Source organism: Tessaracoccus bendigoensis DSM 12906, assembly GCF_900141915.1.
In the GTDB taxonomy this organism is placed as follows: Bacteria; Actinomycetota; Actinomycetes; order Propionibacteriales; family Propionibacteriaceae; genus Arachnia; species Arachnia bendigoensis.
In genome coordinates this window covers 1-23,240 of record NZ_FQZG01000019.1, presented here as the reverse complement: position 1 = coordinate 23,240, position 23,240 = coordinate 1, and the positions used below count along the sequence as shown (strand labels likewise).

At 66.4% G+C, this 23,240-nt stretch carries 25 protein-coding genes; 14 read left to right on the top strand and 11 right to left on the bottom strand.

Annotated elements, in window-relative coordinates; genetic code table 11:
* Nucleotides 1-3 precede the first annotated feature (3 nt).
* Together BUC15_RS06550 and BUC15_RS06545 are read left to right on the top strand one after the other, a co-directional pair.
* Entirely contained in the window at nt 4-387 is a 384-nt protein-coding gene (locus tag BUC15_RS06550) for a hypothetical protein (RefSeq protein ID WP_073186735.1), read from the top strand.
* Nucleotides 388-495: 108 nt separating this feature from the next.
* Nucleotides 496-663 carry a DUF3117 domain-containing protein gene (locus BUC15_RS06545; RefSeq protein WP_073186734.1) on the top strand — a complete coding sequence of 56 codons (168 nt, stop codon included), beginning with the start codon at nt 496-498 and terminating at the stop codon, nt 661-663.
* A 71-nt stretch (nt 664-734) separates the two neighbouring features.
* Here BUC15_RS06545 and glgA read toward each other — a convergent pair whose 3' ends face one another.
* Nucleotides 735-1,925: a glycogen synthase gene (gene glgA / locus BUC15_RS06540; RefSeq protein ID WP_073186768.1), complete on the bottom strand. Its 1,191-nt coding sequence runs from the start codon at nt 1,923-1,925 to the stop codon at nt 735-737.
* A gap of 97 nt (nt 1,926-2,022) precedes the next feature.
* On the opposite strand from glgA, the gene glgC reads away from it, so the two are divergent.
* Nucleotides 2,023-3,249 (top strand): glucose-1-phosphate adenylyltransferase, encoded by a 1,227-nt coding sequence (gene glgC, locus BUC15_RS06535; RefSeq protein WP_073186733.1) that lies wholly within the window; start codon nt 2,023-2,025, stop codon nt 3,247-3,249.
* 67 nt (nt 3,250-3,316) lie between these two features.
* On the opposite strand, the gene BUC15_RS06530 is transcribed toward glgC, so the two are convergent.
* Complete coding sequence (locus BUC15_RS06530; RefSeq protein WP_073186732.1) at nt 3,317-3,961, bottom strand: O-methyltransferase; 645 nt, start codon at nt 3,959-3,961, stop codon at nt 3,317-3,319.
* Between the two features lie 145 nt (nt 3,962-4,106).
* Between BUC15_RS06530 and dapA the strand changes: the two genes are divergently transcribed.
* The 4 genes from dapA to BUC15_RS06510 all read left to right on the top strand — a co-directional run bounded on the left by dapA (nt 4,107) and on the right by BUC15_RS06510 (nt 7,571).
* On the top strand, nt 4,107-5,009 hold the full coding sequence (dapA, locus tag BUC15_RS06525) for a 4-hydroxy-tetrahydrodipicolinate synthase (RefSeq protein WP_425443335.1): 903 nt from the start codon (nt 4,107-4,109) through the stop codon (nt 5,007-5,009).
* Nucleotides 5,010-5,115: 106 nt separating this feature from the next.
* Nucleotides 5,116-5,697: an RNA polymerase sigma factor SigE gene (sigE, locus tag BUC15_RS06520; RefSeq protein WP_073186731.1), complete on the top strand. Its 582-nt coding sequence runs from the start codon at nt 5,116-5,118 to the stop codon at nt 5,695-5,697.
* Nucleotides 5,698-7,116, top strand: a complete 1,419-nt coding sequence (locus BUC15_RS06515; RefSeq protein ID WP_073186730.1) for an anti-sigma factor family protein — start codon at nt 5,698-5,700, stop codon at nt 7,114-7,116.
* 29 nt (nt 7,117-7,145) lie between these two features.
* Entirely contained in the window at nt 7,146-7,571 is a 426-nt protein-coding gene (locus BUC15_RS06510; protein WP_073186729.1) for a Sec-independent protein translocase subunit TatB, read from the top strand.
* A 12-nt stretch (nt 7,572-7,583) separates the two neighbouring features.
* Here BUC15_RS06510 and BUC15_RS06505 read toward each other — a convergent pair whose 3' ends face one another.
* From BUC15_RS06505 to BUC15_RS06485, 5 genes are all read right to left on the bottom strand, one after another.
* Nucleotides 7,584-7,907: a YqfO family protein gene (locus BUC15_RS06505; RefSeq protein ID WP_073186728.1), complete on the bottom strand. Its 324-nt coding sequence runs from the start codon at nt 7,905-7,907 to the stop codon at nt 7,584-7,586.
* Nucleotides 7,908-7,909: 2 nt separating this feature from the next.
* Entirely contained in the window at nt 7,910-9,064 is a 1,155-nt protein-coding gene (locus tag BUC15_RS06500) for an Mrp/NBP35 family ATP-binding protein (RefSeq protein WP_073186727.1), read from the bottom strand.
* 85 nt (nt 9,065-9,149) lie between these two features.
* The gene (locus tag BUC15_RS06495; RefSeq protein WP_073186726.1) at nt 9,150-9,542 is read right to left on the bottom strand and encodes a hypothetical protein; all 393 of its coding nucleotides are present in this window, start codon (nt 9,540-9,542) and stop codon (nt 9,150-9,152) included.
* Nucleotides 9,539-10,039, bottom strand: coding sequence for a DUF1003 domain-containing protein (locus BUC15_RS06490; protein ID WP_073186725.1), 501 nt, complete (start codon nt 10,037-10,039; stop codon nt 9,539-9,541). Before BUC15_RS06490 ends, BUC15_RS06495 begins: the two co-directional genes overlap by 4 nt.
* Nucleotides 10,032-11,303: a magnesium transporter MgtE N-terminal domain-containing protein gene (locus BUC15_RS06485; protein WP_073186724.1), complete on the bottom strand. Its 1,272-nt coding sequence runs from the start codon at nt 11,301-11,303 to the stop codon at nt 10,032-10,034. Before BUC15_RS06485 ends, BUC15_RS06490 begins: the two co-directional genes overlap by 8 nt.
* Nucleotides 11,304-11,415: 112 nt before the next feature.
* On the opposite strand from BUC15_RS06485, the gene BUC15_RS06480 reads away from it, so the two are divergent.
* From BUC15_RS06480 to BUC15_RS06470, 3 genes are all read left to right on the top strand, one after another.
* Entirely contained in the window at nt 11,416-11,913 is a 498-nt protein-coding gene (locus BUC15_RS06480) for a YflT domain-containing protein (protein WP_073186723.1), read from the top strand.
* Nucleotides 11,910-12,548, top strand: coding sequence for a class I SAM-dependent methyltransferase (locus tag BUC15_RS06475; protein ID WP_073186722.1), 639 nt, complete (start codon nt 11,910-11,912; stop codon nt 12,546-12,548). Before BUC15_RS06480 ends, BUC15_RS06475 begins: the two co-directional genes overlap by 4 nt.
* 114 nt (nt 12,549-12,662) lie before the next feature.
* Nucleotides 12,663-13,484 (top strand): alpha/beta fold hydrolase, encoded by an 822-nt coding sequence (locus BUC15_RS06470; protein WP_073186721.1) that lies wholly within the window; start codon nt 12,663-12,665, stop codon nt 13,482-13,484.
* Nucleotides 13,485-13,545: 61 nt separating this feature from the next.
* Here the strand turns inward: BUC15_RS06470 and BUC15_RS06465 are convergent, their stop codons facing one another.
* Nucleotides 13,546-14,979 (bottom strand): aminopeptidase P family protein, encoded by a 1,434-nt coding sequence (locus BUC15_RS06465; RefSeq protein WP_073186720.1) that lies wholly within the window; start codon nt 14,977-14,979, stop codon nt 13,546-13,548.
* Nucleotides 14,980-15,052: 73 nt separating this feature from the next.
* Nucleotides 15,053-16,015 (bottom strand): type I pantothenate kinase, encoded by a 963-nt coding sequence (coaA, locus tag BUC15_RS06460; protein WP_073186719.1) that lies wholly within the window; start codon nt 16,013-16,015, stop codon nt 15,053-15,055.
* Between the two features lie 122 nt (nt 16,016-16,137).
* Between coaA and glmS the strand changes: the two genes are divergently transcribed.
* Genes glmS through BUC15_RS06445 form a run of 3 tightly spaced genes read left to right on the top strand, consistent with a single transcriptional unit; the run spans nt 16,138 to nt 19,779 of the window.
* Nucleotides 16,138-17,970, top strand: coding sequence for a glutamine--fructose-6-phosphate transaminase (isomerizing) (gene glmS / locus BUC15_RS06455; RefSeq protein ID WP_073186718.1), 1,833 nt, complete (start codon nt 16,138-16,140; stop codon nt 17,968-17,970).
* A gap of 55 nt (nt 17,971-18,025) precedes the next feature.
* Entirely contained in the window at nt 18,026-18,376 is a 351-nt protein-coding gene (locus tag BUC15_RS06450) for a holo-ACP synthase (RefSeq protein WP_073186717.1), read from the top strand.
* Nucleotides 18,373-19,779, top strand: a complete 1,407-nt coding sequence (locus BUC15_RS06445) for an NAD(P)H-hydrate epimerase (RefSeq protein ID WP_073186716.1) — start codon at nt 18,373-18,375, stop codon at nt 19,777-19,779. The genes BUC15_RS06450 and BUC15_RS06445 overlap by 4 nt, the downstream gene beginning before the upstream one ends.
* On the opposite strand, the gene BUC15_RS06440 is transcribed toward BUC15_RS06445, so the two are convergent.
* The gene (locus BUC15_RS06440) at nt 19,752-20,957 is read right to left on the bottom strand and encodes a Dyp-type peroxidase (protein ID WP_073186715.1); all 1,206 of its coding nucleotides are present in this window, start codon (nt 20,955-20,957) and stop codon (nt 19,752-19,754) included. The genes BUC15_RS06445 and BUC15_RS06440 overlap by 28 nt on opposite strands.
* A 74-nt stretch (nt 20,958-21,031) precedes the next feature.
* Here BUC15_RS06440 and BUC15_RS06435 point away from each other — a divergent pair, with 74 nt between their 5' ends.
* Nucleotides 21,032-21,532, top strand: coding sequence for a copper chaperone PCu(A)C (locus BUC15_RS06435; protein ID WP_245787912.1), 501 nt, complete (start codon nt 21,032-21,034; stop codon nt 21,530-21,532).
* A 105-nt stretch (nt 21,533-21,637) separates the two neighbouring features.
* On the opposite strand, the gene BUC15_RS06430 is transcribed toward BUC15_RS06435, so the two are convergent.
* Nucleotides 21,638-23,026: an IS110 family RNA-guided transposase gene (locus BUC15_RS06430; RefSeq protein WP_217652067.1), complete on the bottom strand. Its 1,389-nt coding sequence runs from the start codon at nt 23,024-23,026 to the stop codon at nt 21,638-21,640.
* Between the last annotated feature and the right edge of the window lie 214 nt (nt 23,027-23,240).

The following is a 23,240-nucleotide window of genomic DNA, read 5'->3' as shown; positions in this document are numbered from 1 at the left end:
ACCATGTGGATCGCGATCGTGGCCGTCGGCGTCGTCATCATCGGGATCGCGGCGTATGCCGCGACCGGGAGACTGGGAGAGATGCCGGATGAGGCGGTGACTGACGACCCGAGGGGACGTGTCCCCGAGGGTGCGGTGGACGAGGCCTTCCTGGCGGGTCTGATCATCCCGACCAGACTCAACGGTTACGCGCCCGACGGGGTGGACGAGCACCTGGCCGCAGTCGTCGCGGGCACGGCCCCGCCCTCCAGGGATGTCAGATTCCCGGTGGTGCGCGGGGGCTACAACATGGCCGTCGTCGACGAGATCCTCGAGCGGGTATCTGCCCGGGAGGAAACCCCACCGGTGGTCTCAGACGCCGATCCGGAGACTGGGGACGACCTCTGACGGCCCGGTTTTACCGAGCCAATCGCCGCCCGGAGAGGTCGTGGTTGGCTCGATGGGCAATAATAGATGCCAACCGCAGTTCGGCGATATCAAGATTGAGGGTGGCAGATGGCAGCGATGAAGCCCCGCACGGGTGACGGTCCGATGGAGGTCACAAAGGAGGGCCGCGGAATCGTGATGCGCGTTCCAGTCGACGGAGGGGGTCGCCTGGTCGTCGAGATGAACGCCACCGAGGCCACGGACCTGCTCAACGCGCTCAACGAGGTCGTCGGCTGACCGCTCGGATCTGTTGAGCCCTATGGGGCGGCCCTTGCAAGGGCCGCCCCATAGTCGTCTCCAGAGCCCCCTCAGCGGGCCGCGTGCGCCGCGATCGCGGCCTCGTAGACCGCTACGGTCTCCCGGGCGATCTTCTCCCACGAGAACTCGTCGATGCAGCGCTGCCTGCCCGCGAGGCCGAAGCGGCGAGCCAATCCCGGGTCGCGGGTGACCTCGTTTACTCTCTCGGCGAACCCTGCCTCGAAGCCGGCGATGAACTGCGGATCGTCGGCCCGGGCGGGATCGTAGGCGACCAGGAATCCGGTCTCACCATCGACGACGACCTCGGGGATCCCGCCGACGGCGCTGGCGACGACGGGTGTCTCGCAGGCCATCGCCTCAAGGTTCACGATGCCGAGCGGTTCGTAGATCGAGGGGCAGGCGAACACCGTCGCCTGGGTCATGACCTGCCGGACCGACGCCCTTGGCAGCATTTCCTGAACCCAGATCACCGGGGCACTCCGCTGAGCCTCCAACTCGGCGAACGCCTCCTGGAACTCGGCGGCGATCTCAGGGGTGTCTGGCGCCCCGGCGAGGAGCACGACCTGTGTGTCCGGGTCGAAGTCCTTGGCGGCCCGCACGAGGTGAACCAGGCCCTTCTGACGCGTGATCCGGCCGACGAACACGACCGACGGGCGATCGAGGTCGACTCCCAGCCCACGGAGCACATCGGTTCCCGGGTCGGGGCGGAACTCCTCGGTGTCGATCCCGTTGCGGACGACGTGCACCTTGGCGGGGTCCAGATCGGGATAGCTCGCCAGCACGTCGCGGCGCATCCCGTCGCTGACCGAGATCACCGCGTCAGCGGCCTCATAGGCGGTCTTCTCCGCCCAGGAGGACACCCGGTACCCGCCAGCCAACTGTTCGGCCTTCCAGGGACGGTGCGGTTCCAGAGAGTGGGAGGTGACCACGTGTGGCACGTCCAGCATCAGGGAGGCCAGCAGGCCACCCATGTTGGCGTACCAGGTGTGGGAATGGACGATGTCGACATCACTGCCGACTGAGGCAGCCATCGAAAGGTCCGCGCCGAGCACCCGCAGCGCCGCGTTGGCCCCGGGCGGGAAGTCCTCGGCGTGGGCGGTGGCGCCTTCTCGCGCCTCACCCATGCAGTGCACCTCGACATCGATCAACTTGCGTAGTTGGGGAACGAGTTGTGCCACATGGACACCTGCCCCACCGTAGATCGACGGTGGGTACTCGCGGGTCAGGAGGGCCAGTTTCATCGTCATATCGGCATCGTTGCACAATAAGGTCGGTTGTTGTGCCGGGAAATCGTGGATTTGCTTGATGCGCGAGCCCGAAAGGCAATAGGTTCGGGTTATGGTCGAGCGTCCCGAGATTCTATCCATCGTCCTCGCCGGTGGCGAGGGTAAACGTCTGATGCCCCTTACGGCGGACCGGGCGAAGCCCGCGGTGCCGTTCGGTGGCACCTTCCGCCTGATCGACTTCGTGTTATCCAACCTGGCCAACTCGAATCTTCGTCAGATCGCGGTCCTTACCCAGTACAAGTCGCATTCGCTCGACCGGCACATCTCAAAGACGTGGCGGTTCTCGACGATGCTCGGCAACTACGTCGCTCCTGTCCCGGCGCAGCAGCGCCTGGGGCCGAGGTGGTACCAGGGAAGCGCCGACGCGATCTACCAGAGCCTGAATCTCATCATCGATGCGAAGCCCGACTACATCGTCGTGTTCGGAGCGGACAACATCTACCGCATGGACATCGACCAGATGCTGGACGCCCACATCGATTCCGGTCTGGGGGCCACCGTCGCCGGGATCCGGGTGCCGCGCAGTGAAGCGTCGGCGTTCGGCATCATCGACGCCGCGGTCGACCACCGGATCAAGAGCTTCCTCGAGAAGCCTGCGGACCCTCCGGGGCTGCCCGATTCCCCCGACGAATCGTTTGCATCCATGGGTAACTACATCTTCAGCAGCGCCGCGCTCCTGGAGGCGCTGCGTGCCGACGCGAGCGACCCGACGGCACGCCATGACATGGGCGGGGACATCATCCCGTGGTTCACGGAGCAGGGCGAGTCGCAGGTCTACGACTTCAAGGACAACCGGGTGCCGGGCGCCACCGAGAAGGACATCAACTACTGGCGTGACGTGGGCACCATCGACGCGTTCCACGAGGCACACATGGACCTCGTCAGCGTCGAACCCGAGTTCAACCTGTACAACAAGGACTGGCCCATCTACACCGACCAGGTGCAGGCGCCCGGTGCGAAGTTCGTGATGCGTGGCCGCGCGGAGGATTCGATCGTCACGGCGGGATGCATCATCTCGGGCGGAGAGGTCGACCGGACGGTGCTGAGCCCGAATGTCCGGGTCGAGAAGTGGGCGCAGGTCTCCGATTCGGTGTTGATGGACAACGTGTCGATCGGCCGCGACGCGGTGGTGCGGCGGGCGATCCTCGACAAGAACGTCATTGTTCCGGACGGTGTCCAGATCGGCGTAGACCACGAACACGACCGGGCTCGGGGGTTGAGCGTCTCCGACGGTGGCATCGTCACGGTCGGGAAGGGCGTAACCGTCCCGCGGGACTGATGCCGCAACCTTCGGCGCCCCGATCCCCACGGGTCGGGGCAGCCGGGGGGAGTGTCCTCCCTCGTCGTCAGTCCTTTACGGCTACCAGCATCCCGTCACCGACGGGAAGCAGCGCCTGGGTGTAGGACTCGCTGGAGTTGATTGCCTCAAGGGCCTCCCGGATGATGATCGCCTCGTCCGACTCGTCGTCGGGATCGGCCACCCGGTTGTGCCAGAGCACGTCATTGACGACCAGCAGGCCGCCGTGGCGCAACAGGCGAAGCGCGCTGGCAACGTATTCGACGTATTCGAGCTTGTCGCCGTTGATGAAGACGATGTCGTAGGCGCCGTCGCGCAGCTTCGGCATGATCTCGATCGGGGCGCCGGCGATCAACCGGAACCGGGATGAGGTGAAGCCGCTGCGTCGGAACAGCTCCCTCGCCGCGATCTGATTGTCCGCTTCGGCATCGATCGAGGTCAGTACGCCTTCGCCGCCCATCCCTTCGAGGAAGGTGAGGCCGGATGCGCCCATCAGGGTGCCGACCTCGACGACGGCCTTCGCGCCGATGGCACGGGTCAGCATCTTCAGAGTGGCGGCCACCCCTTTTGAGATCGGGATGAGGGTGTTTACGGTGGCTTCGTCACGGGCCTCTGCCACATTGGGGGAGGGGGCGACGTAGTCGTCTGCGAAGGACAGGGTTGCCGCGTTCGGGGAATGGTCTGGGTTACTCACATGGGCCAGCCTACTCAAGGAACCGCTGATCGATCATGTCCTCGCTGCGGCGCACCGGATCGGGCGACCTGCACCCGATGCGGACATCCGGTACACGCACCAGATGTGGCTAGCGCCAACCCCGACTTGACCTAAGATGTCGGGCATGAACGACGACGATATGTCGCCCGTGTTCGGACGGGTGCTCTCGGCCATGATTACGCCAATGACGCCCGACGGTTCAGGAGTCGACTACGCGCAGGCCGCCCGCCTGGCCGCGCACCTGGTCGACGATCTGGGTCACGACGGTTTGGTCGTGAACGGCACAACGGGCGAGTCCCCGACCACCACCGATGAAGAGAAGCGGGCTCTGCTCGACGCGGTCGTCACCGCGGTCGGTGACCGCGCCAGCATCGTTGCGGGCGTTGGAACCTTCTCCACCAGGCACACGGTCGAGCTGGCCCGACAAGCGGCGTCGGTCGGGGTGGACGGGCTGCTGGTCGTCACGCCGTACTATTCCCGGCCCCCACTGGACTCACTTGAGGCGCACTTCGTGGAGGTGGCCGACTCCACCGACCTTCCCGTCATGCTCTACGACATTCCGCACCGCACGGGTACGGCCATCCCGGAGGAGATGCTCATCGCGCTGTCGGCACACCCCAACATCCGTGCCGTGAAGGACGCAAAGGGAGACGTGGCCTCGTCTTCGATCGTGATGGCGAACTCCGAACTGGCCTACTATGCGGGCGACGACGCGATGCTGCTGCCGCTGCTGTCGGTCGGAGGGGTAGGGGTCGTCGGTACGTCGACACACTTCACCGGTCTGGCGGTGCGCGACATCGTCGAACACTTCCTCGCGGGTCGTACCGAGGAGGCGATCATGGCAAACCGGCACGTCCTGCCCGCATTCAAGGGCGTGTTCGCGACCCAGGGGGCCATGATGGTCAAGGCGACCCTCACGCTGAGGGGCTTCGACGTGGGGCCCTGCCGCTCTCCACTTGGACGCGTCCACGAAGGTGTCGCCGAGCGCTTCGCCGAGTTGCTGGAGAACCTGGGATTCTCCGCCTGACGGACGGGCGGGAACGTTTCGGTTCCCTCGGACGTTATAACCATGTTGGGGTTCACAGGTTCCTCACAGGGGGACCTGGCAGGCTGTCGACATGGAAGGGCGAGCGATGTTCCGAGGCACCAGGGCGACCAAGGTCGCCCAGGACACCTCCTGGACCGCGCCCACCTGGCAGGAACTCGTCCGTGACCATTCCGCTCAGGTGTACCGGCTGGCCTACCGCCTGACCGGCAACCAGCACGATGCTGAGGACCTGACGCAGGATGTCTTCGTGAAGGTTTTCCGGTCGATCCACACCTTCCAGCCAGGAACCCTCGAAGGATGGCTGCACCGCATCACGACGAACCTCTTCCTCGATCAGGCGCGCCGCAGGCAGCGGATCAGGATGGACGCGCTGAGCGTGGCCCCCGAATCTGTGTGGGGCTCTTCGACCGGGCCAGAGGAACTGCACGATGATCTTGAACTGGACGCCGATGTCGCCGCCGCGTTGCGTGCACTGAGCCCCGAGCAGCGGGTCGCCGTCGTGCTGTGTGACATCGAGGGTCTTACCTATGAGGAGATCGCCAGCGTGCTGGACGTGAAGATCGGCACGGTCCGCAGCCGGATCGCCCGCGGACGGGCCGCTCTCCGTGAGGCGCTGGCGCACCGGGCGCCGACCGGCGGTCGAACCCGCTACGCGGGGGTCAACTAGATGGCGGCTACCCCCTGCGACCGGATACGCGCCGATCTGTCGGCCTACGCCGACCAGACTCTCACACCTCGACGGTGGGAGCAGGTCTCCTACCATCTCGCCGGATGTGCCGACTGCCGAGCGGAACTGGCAGCCATCGACGCCGTCTGCGGCGAACTCAACAGGTGCCGCGCCAGCGGTCCTTCCACCTCTCTGGCCGCCAGGCTCGAGGCCATCGCCGGTGAGCAGGCACAAGCGCCGCTCTACATGGCCAGCGGGCAGGGGGAACTGCCGTCTGCCCGGCGGGACAGGGGCCGACGCGTCGCACAGGGCTCAGTTGTGACACTGCTCGCCATGGTGTCGGTGGTCGTGCTTGCGGTGCTGATCGCGCCAGACCCGCCACGCCTGACAAACCTGGTTGGTGCGGCCCGCCAGCAGTTCTCGATGTCGGCGGCGTCGATCGGCACCAACGAGGCGATCGGCGCCGTGCTGCTGGCCGTCGAACGTGGCGCGGACCTCGGCGAATCCGTCAGCTATCAACCGGTCAATCAGGTTGTCGGGCTGACACCCGTGTCCGCCGAGCGTGCGGTAAATCTGCTGACCCGTGCGGTCGACGCTTCTGTCACCGTCAGCGGTGTTCAAGGGGTCTGGGTTTCTGACAATGCCGGACGCTACCGGAGCGCACAGGTCCGAACTGCGAAGCGCCCCGGGGAGGGCACCCAACTGGAGGTGCTCGACTCACGTGGGGACGGCTTCATGTCGGCCAGCCTGCCGACGCTGACGCCCCAGCGAGTGACGGCTCCCGAGGGTTGGAGCTTTGCCGAGGGATCGGAACCGGTGGTGGTGGGCGGTCGCGCTGCAACGCAGCTGCAGGCCAGCCAGGATGGGCGTCCCGTGGCCGGGTGGTGGTTCGACACCGAGACCGGCATCCAATTGTGGGCGGAGCGTTACGACGCGTATGGCGCGGTGTCAATCGCGACCGGGTTCAAGCAGCTCAGCTTCGGGGAGCAGCACCTGAACGGTGGTGCCGCGCAGTTGATCGCCTTGCAGCCCGCGTCCGGAAGTCAGACCGAAGGCTGGTGCGTCGGGCTGTCCGAATGCCCCCAGGAACTCGGCGGGCTGCCGCTGGTGGCATACGCCTCCTCGAACCGAGAGGCGCACCGTTCGATGACGCTGGTCTACTCTGACGGATTCGAGTCGGCGGTGGTCGGCTGGACCGAGGGGCTGCTGGCCGAGGACGGGGCGGTGTCATCAGCCCAGTCGTCAGGCCTACCAACGCTCTACTGGCAATCGGGTGAAGCGGTCGTCTGGGCAACGACCAACGGCTCATATGAGTTGCTCTGCGACATCGCGGACGAACTCCCACAGGAGGCGCCATACCCCTCATCGCTCCTCGACCGGGTGGCCGCCGGCCTCAACCGGTTGGTCCCGGTCCGCTGATCCGGCGTCCTTGAGGGTAACCTGTCCCTGTGTTCGGCATTGATGCGGTAGAGCTTGTCCTCCTGCTTGTGCTCGGGGTCATCATGTTCGGCCCCGAGAAGCTCCCGCAGTTCTCCAGGAAGGCCGCGCGCATCTTCGTCTACCTCCGCGACATCGCAAACAACGCCAAGACGACCCTCGGTAATGAACTCGGTCCGGAGTATGCCGACCTGGAGCTGAAGGACCTGAATCCGAAGGCGTTCATCGCGAAGCAGTTGCAGAACGAGGTCGCGATGATCGACGAAGCCAAACGCGAGATCAAGGCGGCCGGGGAGACGGCGAAAGCGGGTATCAAGGACGCCACCTCGGCCACCAAGGAGGCCACGGCTGCCCTCAAGGACACGAACAGGCCGACCGCCGAGGCGCTGGAACCGGCCTCACCGAGGAACTCCCCGTTCGATCCCGAGGCAACCTGAGCGGAGCACCGGTCAGGTCAGGTCGTCCAACGTCAGCGCCTCGTAACAGTGCCAGGCCGGTTCCTCGTAGGGATGCGCCGCCAGCATCGCTTCGACGGCGGCGCGGGCGGCACCCCTTGGGCAGACGCACTCGATGCGCACCTCATGCACCACGCTCAGGTCGCCTACCTCCCCCAGAAACGGTGAGGCGCCCTCCCCGGGACGGAAGCGGCCCTCTCCCGGGACCGTGAAACTGCATGCGGTGTACGCCCCGACGGCGCCGGCCCCGGCCCCGGCCAGCGCCCCGCGGACGGCTTCGGCGTGGCTGGCCGGGACGAAGCAGACGAGCACCAGCATCGTCAGGGGGTCGACAGCGGCAGCCGCTGACCGACGAGGCCCCGCTTCCGCCCGGCGACCTCCGTCGCCAGAGCGGTCAGGGCCTCGGAGGCGGGATGCTCCGGGTGTGCGTCGACGATCGGTGTTCCCCGGTCGCCGCCAGCCAGGAGGTCCTCGTCGAACGGGATCTGGGCCAGCAGCGGAACTTCGTAGACCAGGCGGTCGGTGAGTGCATCGGCGACGCTCTGGCCACCGCCCGCCCCGAACAACTCCACGCGATGGGTGCCGCCGCAGTGCGGGCAGGTGCTTTCGAGCCAGCTCATGTTCTCGACCACGCCGAGCACCCGCTGCTCAAGGATGTGCGCCATGGTGCCCGCGCGTTCTGCCACCTCTGAAGCGGCCGGTTGCGGCGTGGTGACGACGATCACCTCAGAGTCGGGGATCTTCTGCCCGAGCGACATTGCGACGTCGCCGGTGCCGGGGGGAAGGTCGAGCAGCAGATAGTCGAGGTCGCCCCAGTACACGTCGGCCAGCAGCTGGGTCAGTGCACGGTCCAGGATCGGGCCACGCCACGCCACGACCTGGTCGCGGGACGGTTTCAGCATGCCGACCGAGATCACCTTGAGGCCGCGGGCGGCGGGCACCGGGAGGATCATGTCGTCGACGACCGTCGGGCGGGCATCGCCCAGACCGAGCAGGTCAGGGACCGAGTGGCCGTAGATGTCGGCGTCCAGGATGCCGACGGAACGGCCCTGCGCCGCCAGCGCGAGCGCCAGGTTCACCGTCACAGACGACTTTCCGACACCTCCCTTGCCGGAGGCGACCGCAATCACCCGGGTCAGGTTGCCAGGCTGTGCGAACGGAATCAGGCGCTCGACCTTGCCGCCGCGCAGCATGTTGCGCATCGCCTGGCGCTGCTCATCGTCCATCACGCCTAGCTCGACGTCGACAGCGGTGACGCCCTCGACCTTCGCAACCGCATCGGTGACCCTGGTGGTGATCTCGGAACGCATGGGACAGCCCGAGACGGTCAACAGCACCCGGACGGACACCGCGCCGGTGTCGTCGACGCGCAGGTCGTCGACCATGCCCAGGTCGGTGATGGGACGGCGGATCTCGGGGTCTTCGACCTCATGTAGGGCCGCGCGAAGGAGGGGCAGAAGGGGATGTTCGCTCACGGCTCCCGACTCTACCGTCCTCTGCCAGGAACCCAATGTGCGCGACGATCCCCGGCCGGGACGCAGACTTCCCCTCGCGCGCGACTCAGCCGTGCAAACCTCGCTCGTTCAGGGCGTCGCAGAGCAGGACGGTGCTCGCGGCCAGGAGCCCCGGCAGCCAGAGCCCCGCGAGGCTGCCGAGAATGACGATGATCGGCCCAAGGACCAGGTTCACGGTGAAACGTCCCCGGTAGCCGAGATGGCGCTTGGCGCCCGGAGCGAGCAGGAACCGCCACAGCGCCGCATATGCCAGGGCGACGGCGGCGGCAGCGACTGCACCCTGCCACCAGCCGTCCCCGATGCGCCAGAGCGCCACGGCACCGATCGTCAGGAGCGAGAGGTGGCCGATCAGCAGCGCTACCGCGAACCAGCGGAGACCGCTTTCACTGCTCTCGGACCCGGGGTGCCGCACGGTTGGCGCCGGTTCGGGTGTGCTCACGGCTTCTCCTCGTCGCCTGCGACCTGTTCGAGGCGATCTCCGAGTTCGCGTAGTTCGGTGCGGAGTTCGCCGCGCACGAAGTCACGGGTGGCGAGGTCGCCGAGGTGCATCCGGATCGCGGCGATCTCGCGGGCGAGGAAGTCCATGTCCGCCCGGGACTGCGCGGCTATCCTGCGGTCCTCATCGAAGCTCAGCTTGTCGCGCATCTCCTGCCGGTTCTGGGCGAGCAGGATCAGGGGTGCCGAGTAGGATGCCTGCGTCGAGAAGAACAGATTCAGCAGGATGAACGGGTACTCGTCCCACTTGAAACCGAAGATCCCGACCAGGTTGAACGTGACCCACAAGATCACGAACACCGTCATGTAGACGAGAAACTTCGCGGTGCCCATGAAGTTGGCGACGCCCTCGGCGAAGCGGCCGAACGTCTCGGTGTCAACTGCGATTCTGGGCAGCCGTCTGCGCTCTCCGGGCTCGGAGAGCGGGTTACGCTCAGGCATCTGTCATCTCGATCGCCTCCGCCTCGTCCATCTGATCTCCGCGCCAGTCGTCGGGCAGCATGTGGTCGAGCACGTCATCGACCGTCACCGCCCCGAGTAGTTGGCCCTTGGTGCCAACCACCGGGGCGACCACCAGATTGTAGGTCGCGAAAAAGCGGCTCACCTGCGTCAACGGTTCGTCAGGTGTCAACGGTTCGAGGTTCTCGTCGAGCAACGAGGCCACCATCGTCGTCGGGGGTTCCCGCAGCAGCCGCTGGGTGTGGACCGCGCCGACGTAGCGACCGGACGGTGTCTCCAACGGCGGACGGCACACGAAAACCATGGATGCGAGGGCGGGGGTCAGGGACTCGTTGCGGACGTTTGCCAGGGCCTGCGCGACGCTGGCGCCCGTGTCGAGGATGACGGGCTCGGGCGTCATCATGCCGCCAGCGGTGAACTCCTCATACATCAGCAGGCGCCGCACGTCGGACGCCTCGTCCGGCTCCATCCGCTGCAGCAGGTCCTCTGCCACCTCGGCAGGCAGATCCTTGATCAGGTCGGCGGCATCGTCCGGGTCCATCTCCGCGAGGACATCCGCGGCGCGTTCGGTGTCCAGCGCCGAGATCAGTTCGATCTGCTCGTCCTCGGGGAGTTCCTCGATGGCCTCGGCCAAGGTCTCGTCGTCGAGGGCCCGGACCACCGCGGCCAATGAGTCCGGTTCCAGGTCGTGCAACTCCTGGGCGATGTCGGCAGGCAACATGTCGCTGAACTCGGCGACCAGATGGGCGGGGGTGCGGCCCGTCCGGAGGATCAGATCCGGGATCTGTCGCCACGACACCACCTGCGGTTCGCTCCGGCCACCGAAGCCGAACCGGCCGGCCCCTCCCGAGCTGCGCAGCGCGACCGAGGAGAGCTCCCATTCACGGTTTCGGACCTGTGTCATGGAGATGTCAAAGATCCGGGTGCGCCGCTCACGGCCGATGCTCCGGTCGAGAAGGTCAGCCGAGACGAGAAGTTCGGTGTCGCGCCGTTGGAAACGTCTGGTGTCGACCTGCCCGAGGATCGCGACCTGCGAGGGGGAGATGCTGCGCACCCGCACCATCGGCACGAAGATCCTGGCCCTGGCGAACAGCTCCGCTACCAGCCCCTTTACCCGTGGCGCCATCCCGTCGGCGCGCAGGTGGCAAACCACGTCCTTCACACGACCCATCTGGTCGCCCACCGCATCGACGATGGGCAGCCCGATTATGCGGGAGATGAAGACCTCAGAATCCTTCGCGACCATGAGATCAATTTAACCCGGATCGACCGAGCAACGGCTACAGGCGCGGACGGTCGTATGCTCCCGTCAGCGTAGAATTGCCACGACCCGGTCCCCGTCCGTTCAGGAGGCATCCGTGAGTGAGCCGTTCGTCGCATCGTCGAAGTCGTTCCGGCTGGAGTACCCCCAGCACGTGGCCGAGTACGGTACCTATGAGGAGGCGCAGGGCGCTGTCGACTACCTCGCGGACCAGAAGTTCGCCGTGCAGAATCTCCTGATCGTCGGCACGAACCTCAAGCTGATCGAACGTGTGACGGGTCGCCGCTCCTGGGGCACCGTCCTCGGTCAGGGCGCGATCTCCGGCATCACGACCGGGATGCTCGTCGGGTTCATGCTGATGCTCTTTTCGGAGGGAGGCATGAACATGCTGTTCGTCGGGCTCGGGCTCGGCATCGTGTTCGGCATGATCGCCTCGGGACTCGGATACGCGGTCAGCGGGGGTAAGCGCGACTTCAACTCGGCGAGGCAGACCGTCGCGACGAGCTACGAGGTGCTTGCGGAGCACAAGGTCGCCGCCCAGGCCCGTGAACTGCTCAGCCAACGACCCGGCGCGCGGGCGGCGTTGTTCGAGTGACGTCTGAGTTCTGGGATGAGCGCTACTCTCACCCCAATTTCGTGTTCGGCTACCGACCCAACGATTTCCTGAAGGCCCAGGCCGGGTTTCTGAGGTCGGCTGGCCGGGTGCTGTGCCTCGGTGACGGCGAAGGCAGGAACGGGGTGTGGCTGGCCGAGCGTGGGCACGACGTGGTCAGCCTCGACTTCTCCCGGGTCGCGCTGGCCAAGGCCGAGGCGCTGGCCGGGCAACGCGGTGTCACGATCGAGGCCAGACTCGCCGATCTGGCCGACTGGGTGGACGAACCCGATCCCATCCGGCCATGGGACGCGGTGGTGATGATCTTCGTGCACCTCGAACCACAGCTTCGGCGGCGCGTTGTGGAGACCGCTACGAGGCAGTGCGCTCCCGGGGCGAAGCTCATCCTGGAGGCCTACACGCCGGCGCAGCCGGCGCTGCACAGCGGTGGCCCCACGGACCCGGAGGTGCTGGTTACCCGCGAGGACCTGCTGGCCGAATGGCGGGGATGGCACCTCGACGTGCGGCTGGTCGAGCGGAGGATCTTCGAGGGAATGGCACACCAGGGGCTCGGTTCGGTGGTGCAGGCCATAGGAATGCGCCGACCTGTCGACCCAACCCCGGCGAGCTTCGGGTAGGTTTTCCAGAGAGGCGCTGATCGTCGTCGTTCGTGGCCGGTTCGCCGGGCCGGGCCCAGGACGTGAGGTTCAGTGGTTCCCCAGAGTCACAGCCGTCAGCCGAGGAGTCATCCCATGGAGTTGAACACAACGATCTACAACCGTGCGCGCCCCGCGGAGCGTGTCCTGCTGGTAGGCCCCAGCCTTGGCGGAAACGCCGCGCATCAATGGACCAAGGTGGCCGCGGAGCTGATCGATGAGGCACGGGTGATCTTCGTAGACCTTCCGGGCTCTGGCCTGAGCGAGCCTTGGGACGATGCCGACGAGGCGAGCCTGGACACCGTCGCGGCCGCCATCGCCGACATCGCACGCGGCCAGAAGGAGGAACTCGGCGACGTACCCGTCTACTTCGCGGGGCTGTCGATCTCGGGAGCGATCGCCCTGCATCTGGCCCGCGACTACGATGACCTGTTCGCTGGGGTGGTGGTGGTGGCTTCGGCGGCGACGGTAGGGGAGCCTGCGAGATGGCTGGTGCGCGCCGACCAGGTCGAGGCGACCGGAACCCAGCAGTTGGTCGAGGAGACCGTAAAGCGGTGGTTCACCGCCGATTTCCGCGCGCAGCAGAGCGCCACCGTCGACATCATCATGGAGGGCCTTTCCGCCACCGAGGACCACTCCTACGCTCAGTTGTGCCGCGCCTTGGCCATCCATGACGTGCGAGGCGACCTGCCATACATCCAGACCCCGATCATGATGATCGCCGGTGAGCGCGACGCCTCGACGCCGATCGCCAACGTCGAACTCGTGGCCGAGACGGCCCCGCGCGGGGAGCTGCACATCGTCGAGGGGGCCGCGCACCAGGTGACGGTGATGCGCCCTGTCGCGGTGGCCGGGCTGATCCGTCAGATGCTGGGGCGCCCACGTTGGAACCGCGTCGTCAGCGAGTCCAGCGACTAGTCGCCGGGTCGTCCACTACTTGCTGTCCTCGCCGACCGGTCGGCGAGGACAGGAAGTAGGTTCAGGCCATCAGGTCGGCCATCCACGACTCTACTTCGTCGGGGTCGCGGGGCAGCGACGAGGACAGGCTGACCGGGTCGCCGTCGGTGATCAGGATGTCGTCCTCGATCCGGATCCCGATGCCGCGGTATTCCTCAGGCACCAGAAGATCGGTCGATTTGAAGTAGATGCCCGGTTCCACGGTGATCACCATGCCCGCCTTGAGGGCGCCCTCGCGGTACAACTCGGCACGGGCCTGCGCGCAGTCGTGTACGTCGAGGCCCAGGTGGTGCGACGTGCCGTGTACCATCCATCGACGGTGGAACCCGCCCATTTCGGGATCGAGCGACTCGGCCGCGGTGCCCGGGAGGATGCCGAGTTCCTCGAAGAAGTCTGCGAGCACCGCGATGGCCGCCTGGTGCGGGTCTGTGAAGGCGTTGCCGGCGCGGCAGGCCTCGATGCCGGCGCTCTGTGCGGCCAGCACCACCTCGTAGACGCGCCGCTGGGCCGGGGTGAACCGGCCGCTGATCGGCATCGTGCGGGTGACATCCGCTGTGTAGAGCGAGTTGACCTCTACGCCGGCGTCCATCAGCAGCAGGTCGCCGTCGTTCAGGGCGCCGTCGTTTAAGACCCAGTGCAGCGTGTTGGCGTGATCGCCGCTGGCCGCGATGGTGTCGTAGCCCACGGCGTTTCCGAGATGACGTGCGTGCAGTCCGAAGATGCCTTCGACCCAACGCTCACCGCGGCCCGCCTTGACCGCGGCTGGCAGTTCGGCGACGACGGCCTCGAAGCCGACCTTGGTCGCCTCGCAGGCGCGGCGCAGTTCTGCGACCTCGAACTCGTCCTTGCAGAACCGGGCCTCGGACACGGCGCGGCTGAGTTCGCCATCCCCGTTGTTCTCGCCGCCCCGGGCCTTGTCGACCAGTGCTGTGACGTCGTCGTCCGCCTCGCGGATGACCAGCACGTCGGAGGTTGGCAGGTCGGCCTCGAAGTCGAGGATGCTTCGACACGGCAGGTCGATGGCCGCCGACATCTCTTCGAGGGAGTCACGCTGCCCCACCCACATCTCGCCGTAGCGGGAGTCGGCGTAGAACTCGCGGTCGGTGCGCGGGGCGCGGGGACGGAAGTAGAGGCTGGCGGTGTCGTCGCGGACGATCAGGACCGCGTCGGGTTCGCGGTCCTCTCCGAGACCCGTGTAGTAGGCGAAGGCGCTGTGGGGGCGGAACCGGTAGTCGGTGTCGTTTGAGCGGGTCTTGAGCGGACCGGCGGGGATGACAAGGGTCTTGCCAGGGAACGCCTCGCCAAGGGCGGCGCGTCGGGTGGCCGCGTACGGTGCGGAAGGCAGGCGTGCTGGCAACGCCTCCGGGTAGGGGGCCCAGTCGCTGACGATGAAGGTCTTGAAAGCCTCCGAGTAGGGGTCTCGCCGGTTCTCGTTTCGGTCCTGCTTCTCACTCATGGCTGCAACTCTACGCCGCGGGATTCGCGGGCCCTGAACCGGCGTCGGTCCGGGTGGGCGGCGTTTCCGGGGGCTACAGCTTGCGGATCCGGATCGAGTCGATGATGTGGTCGGGCCCCTTGGCGAGGATGGCCGTGGCGCGCTCGCGTGTGGGGGCGACGTTCTGCCGCAGGTTCGGACCGTTGATCGTGTCCCAGACGTGGGCCCCCATCGCCAGCGCATCGTCGTGGGAAAGCAACGTGTACGGCTTGAAGTAGCTGCGTTCGTCGGTGAAGGCGGTGCGACGCAACTCCATGAACCGGTGGATGAACCACCTCTTGACGTGCTGCTCGTCTGCGTCGACGAACACCGAGAAGTCGAAGAAGTCGCTCACGGCTAGGCTCGGGCTGCCGTCGGGCTCGACGCGCGCGGGCTGCAGCACGTTGAGTCCCTCGACGATGAGGATGTCCGGGCGTTCCACGAGGATCTGCTGGGTCTCGACGATGTCGTAGACCAGATGGCTGTACACGGGGGCAGACACGTGCGCCTCACCCGACTTGACCGCCATCACGAACCCGAGCAGAGCTCGGCGGTTGTAGGACTCCGGGAATCCCTTTCTGCCCAGCAGCCCGCGCCGTTCGAGTTCGGCGTTCGGGTACAGGAAGCCGTCGGTGGTCATGAGGTCCACCTTCGGGTGGCCCGGCGCCCTGCGCAGCAACTCCTGAAGCACTCGTGAGACCGTCGACTTTCCCACGGCCACGGACCCGGCGACACCGATCACGAAGGGGGTGCGTCTCACGTCCAGACGCAGGAAGTCGCTGTTTTGCGCGTGCAGTCTTCCCGTGTTGAGCATGTAGAGGTGGAGCAACTGGCAAAGTGGTCGGTAGACCTCGACGATGTCCTGGGCGGAGGTGGGATCCCCGATGCCCCTCAATCTTGTGAGGGTCGCTTCGTCCAGGTCTATGTCGGTTGCATCGGACAGCTCTGCCCAAGCCTGACGTTGCAGAGTGACGTAAGGTCCGGACACGTGACTCCTTCTGTGCGTTGACCTGCGCAAGCCTAACCGAGACGGTGGCCGGTGCGATGATGAACGGATGCGATTGCATGCCCCGCCCGACATGCGGAGGCGTCGGAGCGGCGATGTCAAGAACTGCTCATCCATGATGTACATTTCCTGCCGTGTGCGGAATCGTTGGATATGTAGGAAATCGTGACGGACTCGACGTTGTGCTCTCCGGGCTGCGTCGGCTCGAGTACCGCGGATATGACTCCGCAGGTGTGGCCATGCCCGTCGGGGGCGTGATCGAATGGCGCAAGCGCTCCGGGAAGATCGCCAACCTCGAAGCTGAGATCGCGGCACGACCCTTGCCATCGACCAACATCGCCATCGGCCACACCAGGTGGGCGACCCACGGTGCCCCCACGGATCGGAACTCCCATCCCCACGTGGCAGGCCGGATCGCGATCGTCCACAACGGCATCATCGAGAACCACGACCAGCTGCGGGCCGAACTGCCCGGGGACGAGTTCTCCTCCGAGACCGACTCTGAGGTCGCCGCTCACCTGCTGCGCCGCGAGGTCGAGGCAGGCAAAGGGCTCACCGAGGCGGTACGGGCCGTCGTCGCCCGGCTGGAAGGCGCCTTCACGCTGGTTGCGGTCGACGCGGCCGATCCCGGGCGGATCGTCGCGGCCCGCCGCAACTCGCCGCTGGTCGTAGGGGTCGGCGACGGCGAGTACTTCCTCGCCTCCGACGTCGCCGCCTTCATCGCGTACACGCGCGACGCCATCGAACTCGGCCAGGACCAGATCGTCGAGCTCAGCCGCGAGGGCGTCACAGTCACGACCTTCGAAGGTGCCCCCGCAGAGACGCAGCCGTTCCACGTCGACTGGGACCTGGAGGCCGCGCAGAAGCAGGGGTTCGACTGGTTCATGCGGAAGGAGATCTTCGAACAGCCCAAGGCGGTGGCAGACACGCTCCTTGGACGCCTCAACGACAAGGGCGAACTGACGCTCGACGAGTTGCGGATGAGCCCCGAGCTGCTGCGTCGCGTGAACAAGATCGTGGTGGTCGCCTGTGGCACGGCGTTCTATGCGGGGCTGGTGGCCAAGTATGCGATCGAGCATTGGACCCGCATTCCGTGCGAGGTCGAGTTGGCCTCCGAGTTCCGCTACCGGGACCCGATCATCGATCCGATGACGTTGGTGGTCACCATCTCACAGTCGGGGGAGACGGCCGACACCCTGATGGCCATCCGGCACGCACGGGAACAGCACGCCAAGGTGATCGCCATCTGCAACACCAACGGTGCCACCATCCCGCGCGAATCGGACGCCGTCATCTACACCCACGCAGGCCCCGAGATCGGGGTCGCCTCGACCAAGGGGTTCACCACCCAGTTGGTCGCGTGCTACCTGCTGGGGCTCTACCTGGCGCAGGTTCGGGGCATGAAGTACGGCGATGAGATCGCTGCGCTGCTCTCCGAGCTTGAACGAATGCCGGAAGCGATCCAGCGGATGCTCGACGCAAAGGCTTCGGTCTACGACCTTGCCGCGGATCTGGTGGATGCCAACTCGGTGCTGTTCCTGGGGCGCCACGTCGGCTACCCCAGCGCGCTCGAAGGTGCCCTCAAACTGAAGGAACTCGCCTACATCCATGCGGAGGGGTTCGCCGCGGGCGAGCTCAAGCACGGCCCGATCGCGCTCATCAGTGAGAACCTGCCGGTCTTTGTCGTGGTGCCGCCGAAAGGGCGTGACCAGCTGCGGGACAAGGTGATCTCGAACATCGCCGAAGTGCGGGCACGGGGCGCCCGTACGATCGTGCTGGCCGAGGCAGATGACGAGGAGGCCGGAGCAGTCGCGGAGACGCTGATCGAACTGCCGAAGGTGTCAACGCTGCTGCAGCCGCTGGTGGCGATCATCCCCCTGCAACTCTTCGCCTGCGAGCTGGCCACGGTGAAGGGCCACGATGTCGATCAGCCGCGTAACCTGGCGAAGTCTGTGACCGTCGAGTAGCTCCACCTATCGCGAACCGGTGCCCCGCAGTCGCCTGAATCAGTAGTGTGGCCCCATGATCGTGGGCATCGGTACCGACATGGTGGTCATCGACCGGTTCAGGGAGATGCTCGCACGGCGACCGGGCCTGGCGGAGCGGCTCCTGACCGAGGGGGAGCTGGCGCTTTCCATGGAATCGCAGGCCGCGCGGTTCTCCGCGAAGGAATCACTGGCCAAGGCGCTCGGCTCCCCGGGTGGGATGCGGTGGCTCGACTGTGAGGTAATCAAGTCGGCAGGTGGTGTCCCTTCATTCGTCAACGTCGGCACGGTCGCGTCGCGGGTGGAGGAGCTCGGCATCGGTCGGATCCATCTCAGCATCAGCCATGACGGTGGTTTCGCCACGACCATGGTGGTGTGCGAGAGATGAGGCAGATCCTCACCTCGGCACAGTTGCGGGCCGCGGAACGGCACATCTTCGATACCCGCCCCGACGTCGATCTCATGTCCCTCGCAGCCCGGGAGGTTGCCCGCGTTACCGATCTGGTCGAGCCGACGGGGAAGGTGATCGTGGCGGTGGGGCCGGGCAACAACGGGGGAGATGGGCTGTTCGCCGCAGCCCTGCTCGCGGAGCACCGGCCGGTGCTGCTGTGGCTGGTGAATGGACGCGCGCACGAGGAGGGCCTCATCGCCGCCGTCGTGGCCGGTGCTCAGGAGGTCGATGCTGTCTCGGCCATCGGTGCGCTGGCCGACTGCGCGGTGGTGATCGACGCTTTCACCGGTCTCGGTTCCCGCCCGGGGCTGCCGCCCCAGGTCGCGACGTTTGCGGCGGCCTGCGAGGCGCAGGCGGTGCAGGTGGTAGCTGTGGACCTGCCGTCCGGGTTGGACGCCGATCTCGGTCGCGTCTCGACCAGCTTCCAAGCCACGCACACGGTCACGTTCGCCGCCCCGAAACCATGCCATGTGCAGCAGCCCGCCGCCGCGCGCTGCGGGCGGATCCACATCGCAGACATCGGCCTCGACATCCAGGAGACGAACCAGCGGATCGCGGAGGAAGCCGACATCGCGGGGTGGTGGCCGTCTCCTGACGAGGGGTCGGACAAGTATTCGCGCGGTGTGGTCACCCTCGACACCGGTTCTGAATCGTACCCAGGGGCCGCCCTGCTCAGCTGCGCGGGGGCGCTGCATGCGGGGGCAGGGATGGTCCGCTACACCGGTAGGGCGCCGTCGGGGCTCATCCTCTCCCGCTTCCCGAGCGTCGTCATCGGGGACGGCCGCGCCGAGGCGACCGTGCTCGGCTCCGGCTGGGGTGACACCGACAACGCCGCTTCCAGAGTCGAATGGGCCAAGCTCCACAACCTCCCGGCCGTGGTCGACGCCGACGCGCTCTACTCCCTGCCGCGTGGTCGCCTCGACGGTTGGCTGCTGACCCCGCACGCCGGTGAGCTGGCACGGCTACTGGGTTGCACCCGCGCCCACGTCGAGGCCGAGCCGCTCGCCTGCGTGCGTGAGGTCTCCCGGACGAGCGGCGCCGCTGTGCTGCTGAAAGGGGCGACCCAGTACGTGGCAGAGCCGTCGGGGCGGGTGACCCTGGCGGTGCGGGGGCCGGCATGGACGGCGCGTGCCGGGTCCGGTGACGTGCTGGCGGGGATCTGTGGCGCGCTGCTCGCGGCGGGTCTGCCCGCCTGGAAGGCGGGCGTCATGGGGGCGAGCATCCAGGCGATCACCGCGGGGCGCAACCCGGGGCCGTACACGCCTGATGAGTTGTCGGCCAGGATGCCTTCGACGATCGCTGAACTCGTCGGTCAGCCGAGCAGCGTCTCGCCGACGTAGCCGCCCTCGGAGAAACCTGGGGGAATGACGAACACCGCGGATCCGATCGCGGTGGTCCACTCGTTGAGTGCGTCGGCCTGGTCGAGGCTGCGCTGGACGGGGATGAACTGGTCGGCGATGTTGGCCTGGAACGCGCAGAAGATCAGGCCTGAGGTGTCCACCGGGGCACCGTCAACGACGGTCTCGTGGGTGTAGTTCAGGCCGCGGCGCAGCATCCGCCGCTCCCGGTTCTGGCTGGGGTGCGCGAGCCGGGCGTGGGCGTCCAGCGCGATCACCGTGGAGCCGTCGGCGGTGGCTGCAAGGTCGAGATCGTCTCCCTCGGATTCTCCGGTCAGGGGGGCACCGTCGCTCAGCCGCCGCCCCATGGACGCCTCCTGCCGGTCGCGCGTCGCTTCGTCCCAGGTGTCGAGGTTCATCTCGATGCGGCGCACGACCAGTTGGGTGCCGCCTGCGAGCCAACCGTCGGTGGAGAGCACCGTCTCTTCGAGAACGTCCCCCTTCGGGTTTGCCGACCCGTCGACCTGGCCGAACAGGTTGCGACCAGTGACCGCGGCGCCGGAGGCATCCGTCGGGCGCCAGAAGCCTCGCTGGGTCCAGCGTCTCGAGGCGAACGGGCGGGCGTCGGAGACGAGCCGACGCACGGCGTGCGAGACGCTGGTGGCGTCGTCGGCCGTCACCCAGATCAGCAGGTCGCCGCCGTTCCAACGGTCTTCGAGGCGGTCGTGCGTCATGGCCGGGATCTCCTGGAACCCGGCAGGCAGGCTGGGGCCGAGCCCCTCCAGCTCGAACACGCCTGGGCCGAAGCCGACCAGGGCCGTCAAAGAGACATTTGCCTGCGCCAGTTCCGGGGCGAAGTCGCCTGCGGCCGGTCGACCGGACATCAGGGCCGCGATGTCGCCTGTCCACACGCGCATCAGACGTCCGAGGGCCGAAGCGTCGGTGGCGGGGAGCAGGTCGAACGCGACGAGTTCGGCGACCTGTGACTGTGGTGTGAAGATGCCTGCTTGCTGTGCGCCGTAGGGCGAGTAGTCCTGCCCGAGCACCCGGTTCGGTGGTTCCGGCGTCGGGGCATCGGAAAGACCCCAGGCCCTTCCGCCCACGATCCCCGCTGCCCCACCGACCCCGGCAGCGCCGGCATAGCCGAACAGGCCGCGGCGGCTGATGGGTGAGGTTGGCATGGGCGTCAGTCTAGCCGGGTCCACGGGAGGCTCGGCGGCTGCTGCGCGGGTCGTCCAGCGGTAAGGTCGGTCGCGTGAAACTGCCACATGCTGTTGCGCTTGCCGTCTTTCTGCCCCTGGCGGGATGCGCCGGAGCCTCCACTGCTGAGGCTCCCAAAGTGCTCGCCGCGGATCCCTGGGTCCGCACCACCGACGGGGCGAAGATGCCTGAGATGACGGCCCTGTTCGTCAGCCTCACCAACCCCAGCGACGAGGACAGGGTGCTGGTCTCGGCCGATTGCGGCGATATCGCAGGCAAGGTCGAGATCCACGAGATGGTCAAGGTCGACGGGCAGATGGTGATGCGCAAGGCCGAGGACGGCGTCACCGTCAAGGCGGGCAAACACGAGCACCTGGCCCCAGGCGGCCCGCACGTGATGCTGATGGACCTGACCCGTGAGTTGCCCGCGGGCTCGGAGGAACTCAACTGCACGCTTGAGTTCGACGACGGGCAGAGCATCGCCCTCGTGGCGCCGGTCAAGGAGTTCACCGAGGAACAGGACACCTACCACACGCACGATGGTGAGGACGGCTGAGTCCTGGGGTTGGCTCAGCCATGAGCACTAACCGGAAAATGACTTGGGGGTGGGCAGGGTCTTGCGCCCCGGGGGTGGGTTCCGGGGTGTGAGGGTTGTTAGGGGTCAGGCCATGGGTTGTAGGGAGACTTGGTAGCCGAGTGCTTGGAGGTCTCTGACGTGGTTTCGGACCTTTCGGTTACCGTCCACGCGGGTGGCGTAGTGGTCTGCTCCGAGTTCTTGGTACGGGGTTTCGGGGTTGGCCAGGAGGTGCCAGATAGAGACCAGGATCGAACGGGCGACCGCTACCAGGGCTTTGAGTTTGCCGCGGCGTTTCACAATACGGCGGTACCGTTGGCCGTAGAAGGTGTGGGTTCTACCTGCCGAGCTGGCTGCTTCACCGAGGACCCCTTTGAGGTACGGGTTACCTTTGCCGGTGCGACCGTTGGTTCGTTTCGCTCCGGATTGGATGGTACGAGGCGACAGTTTCGCCCAGGACACCAGATGGGCTGGAGTGGGGAACCGGCTCATGTCGAGGCCGATCTCAGCGATGATGGTCTGGGCGCTACGAGTGGCGATACCAGGGATCTTGCTGAGACGCTCAACAGCAGGCGAGACCACGGCATCGGGTCCGGTGCCGATGCCCGGGCCGGTGACGCCATCTCGATCGGTTCCCTGCGCTGCCGGGATCTGATCGATCAACTCGGTCAGCCGGCCGGTGATCTGGTCGATCTGACGGGTCAGGGAATCGATCTGGTTGAGCAGGATCCGGGCAAGTTCACCATGATGGGTATCGAACCGGCCGGTGAGAGCTTCGACCAGTTCAGCATGCTTGACCTTCATCCGGCCCCTGGCCAAACCAGCCAGCACCTTCGGGTCCCGCTCGCCAGCGATCAACGCTTCAATCATGTCGCGTACCGAGAGCGTGTCCATCGAACTGGCCACGGCCGATACCTTGATCAGAGCATCCTCGAGCAACTTCTCCAACCGGGCATAGTGGCGGGTGCGTTCATGGGTCAGATCGACCCGCATCCGGGAGTAGTCCCGCAGCACCCGAATCTCAGTAGGAGGCACGAACGAGGGCCTCAGCATTCCCCGCTCGGTCAGCTTCGCTAACCACACCGCGTCCAACTTGTCGGTCTTCGGACGCCCAGGAGCCTGTTTGACGTCATGGGCCCTGACCAGCTGCACATCCAACCCGGCAGCCTCCAGCAGATAGAACCAGATCCGCCAGTAATCGCTGGTGGCCTCCAAAGTGACCTTCATGACCTGCTCCTGGACCAACCGGTCACACATCTCGATCACCGCGTTGGTCGTGGCAGGCACCTCCCACACGCGATTGGATCGTTTCTGTTTGACCGGGTCAGGTACCCGTAGGCACACCATCCCCGAAGCCTTACCAACATCGACAGCAGCCACCCGCTCCAGGATCTGCTCATGATCCTCATCCGAGAACTCCTCAGGCTCCATCATCGCCGCACCCTCCCTTCCGTTGAACAGCAGCGAATCACTCAACAACGGGTGCCCAGGGGGCCAAGTCAGGTAAAAAGCTGAACTCTAACCGGCGTGCTCGTAGCAACAGTGCGCGACCCGAAGGGTCAAGGCCCAACGCCAGACTATCCGACGGGTTCCAGTCCCAAAGTGTGTCACCGGCGTCACGGGCACCCAGCCCCATTTTCACGCCCGCGCGGCGTCCACGGAAGTGGAAAGATGGACTATCCGGGGTTCG

Coding starts and splice junctions, on each gene's coding strand:
- glgA (WP_073186768.1), bottom strand. CDS start 1,925: ATGAAACTGGCCCTCCTGACCCGCGAGTACCCACCGTCGATCTACGGT.
- BUC15_RS06515 (WP_073186730.1), top strand. CDS start 5,698: ATGGCGGCTACCCCCTGCGACCGGATACGCGCCGATCTGTCGGCCTAC.
- BUC15_RS06445 (WP_073186716.1), top strand. CDS start 18,373: ATGAGGCAGATCCTCACCTCGGCACAGTTGCGGGCCGCGGAACGGCAC.
- BUC15_RS06485 (WP_073186724.1), bottom strand. CDS start 11,303: ATGGTCGCGAAGGATTCTGAGGTCTTCATCTCCCGCATAATCGGGCTG.
- dapA (WP_425443335.1), top strand. CDS start 4,107: ATGAACGACGACGATATGTCGCCCGTGTTCGGACGGGTGCTCTCGGCC.
- BUC15_RS06470 (WP_073186721.1), top strand. CDS start 12,663: ATGGAGTTGAACACAACGATCTACAACCGTGCGCGCCCCGCGGAGCGT.
- BUC15_RS06505 (WP_073186728.1), bottom strand. CDS start 7,907: ATGCTGGTGCTCGTCTGCTTCGTCCCGGCCAGCCACGCCGAAGCCGTC.
- BUC15_RS06465 (WP_073186720.1), bottom strand. CDS start 14,979: ATGAGTGAGAAGCAGGACCGAAACGAGAACCGGCGAGACCCCTACTCG.
- BUC15_RS06450 (WP_073186717.1), top strand. CDS start 18,026: ATGATCGTGGGCATCGGTACCGACATGGTGGTCATCGACCGGTTCAGG.
- BUC15_RS06440 (WP_073186715.1), bottom strand. CDS start 20,957: ATGCCAACCTCACCCATCAGCCGCCGCGGCCTGTTCGGCTATGCCGGC.
- BUC15_RS06550 (WP_073186735.1), top strand. CDS start 4: ATGTGGATCGCGATCGTGGCCGTCGGCGTCGTCATCATCGGGATCGCG.
- glgC (WP_073186733.1), top strand. CDS start 2,023: ATGGTCGAGCGTCCCGAGATTCTATCCATCGTCCTCGCCGGTGGCGAG.
- BUC15_RS06490 (WP_073186725.1), bottom strand. CDS start 10,039: ATGCCTGAGCGTAACCCGCTCTCCGAGCCCGGAGAGCGCAGACGGCTG.
- BUC15_RS06545 (WP_073186734.1), top strand. CDS start 496: ATGGCAGCGATGAAGCCCCGCACGGGTGACGGTCCGATGGAGGTCACA.
- sigE (WP_073186731.1), top strand. CDS start 5,116: ATGTTCCGAGGCACCAGGGCGACCAAGGTCGCCCAGGACACCTCCTGG.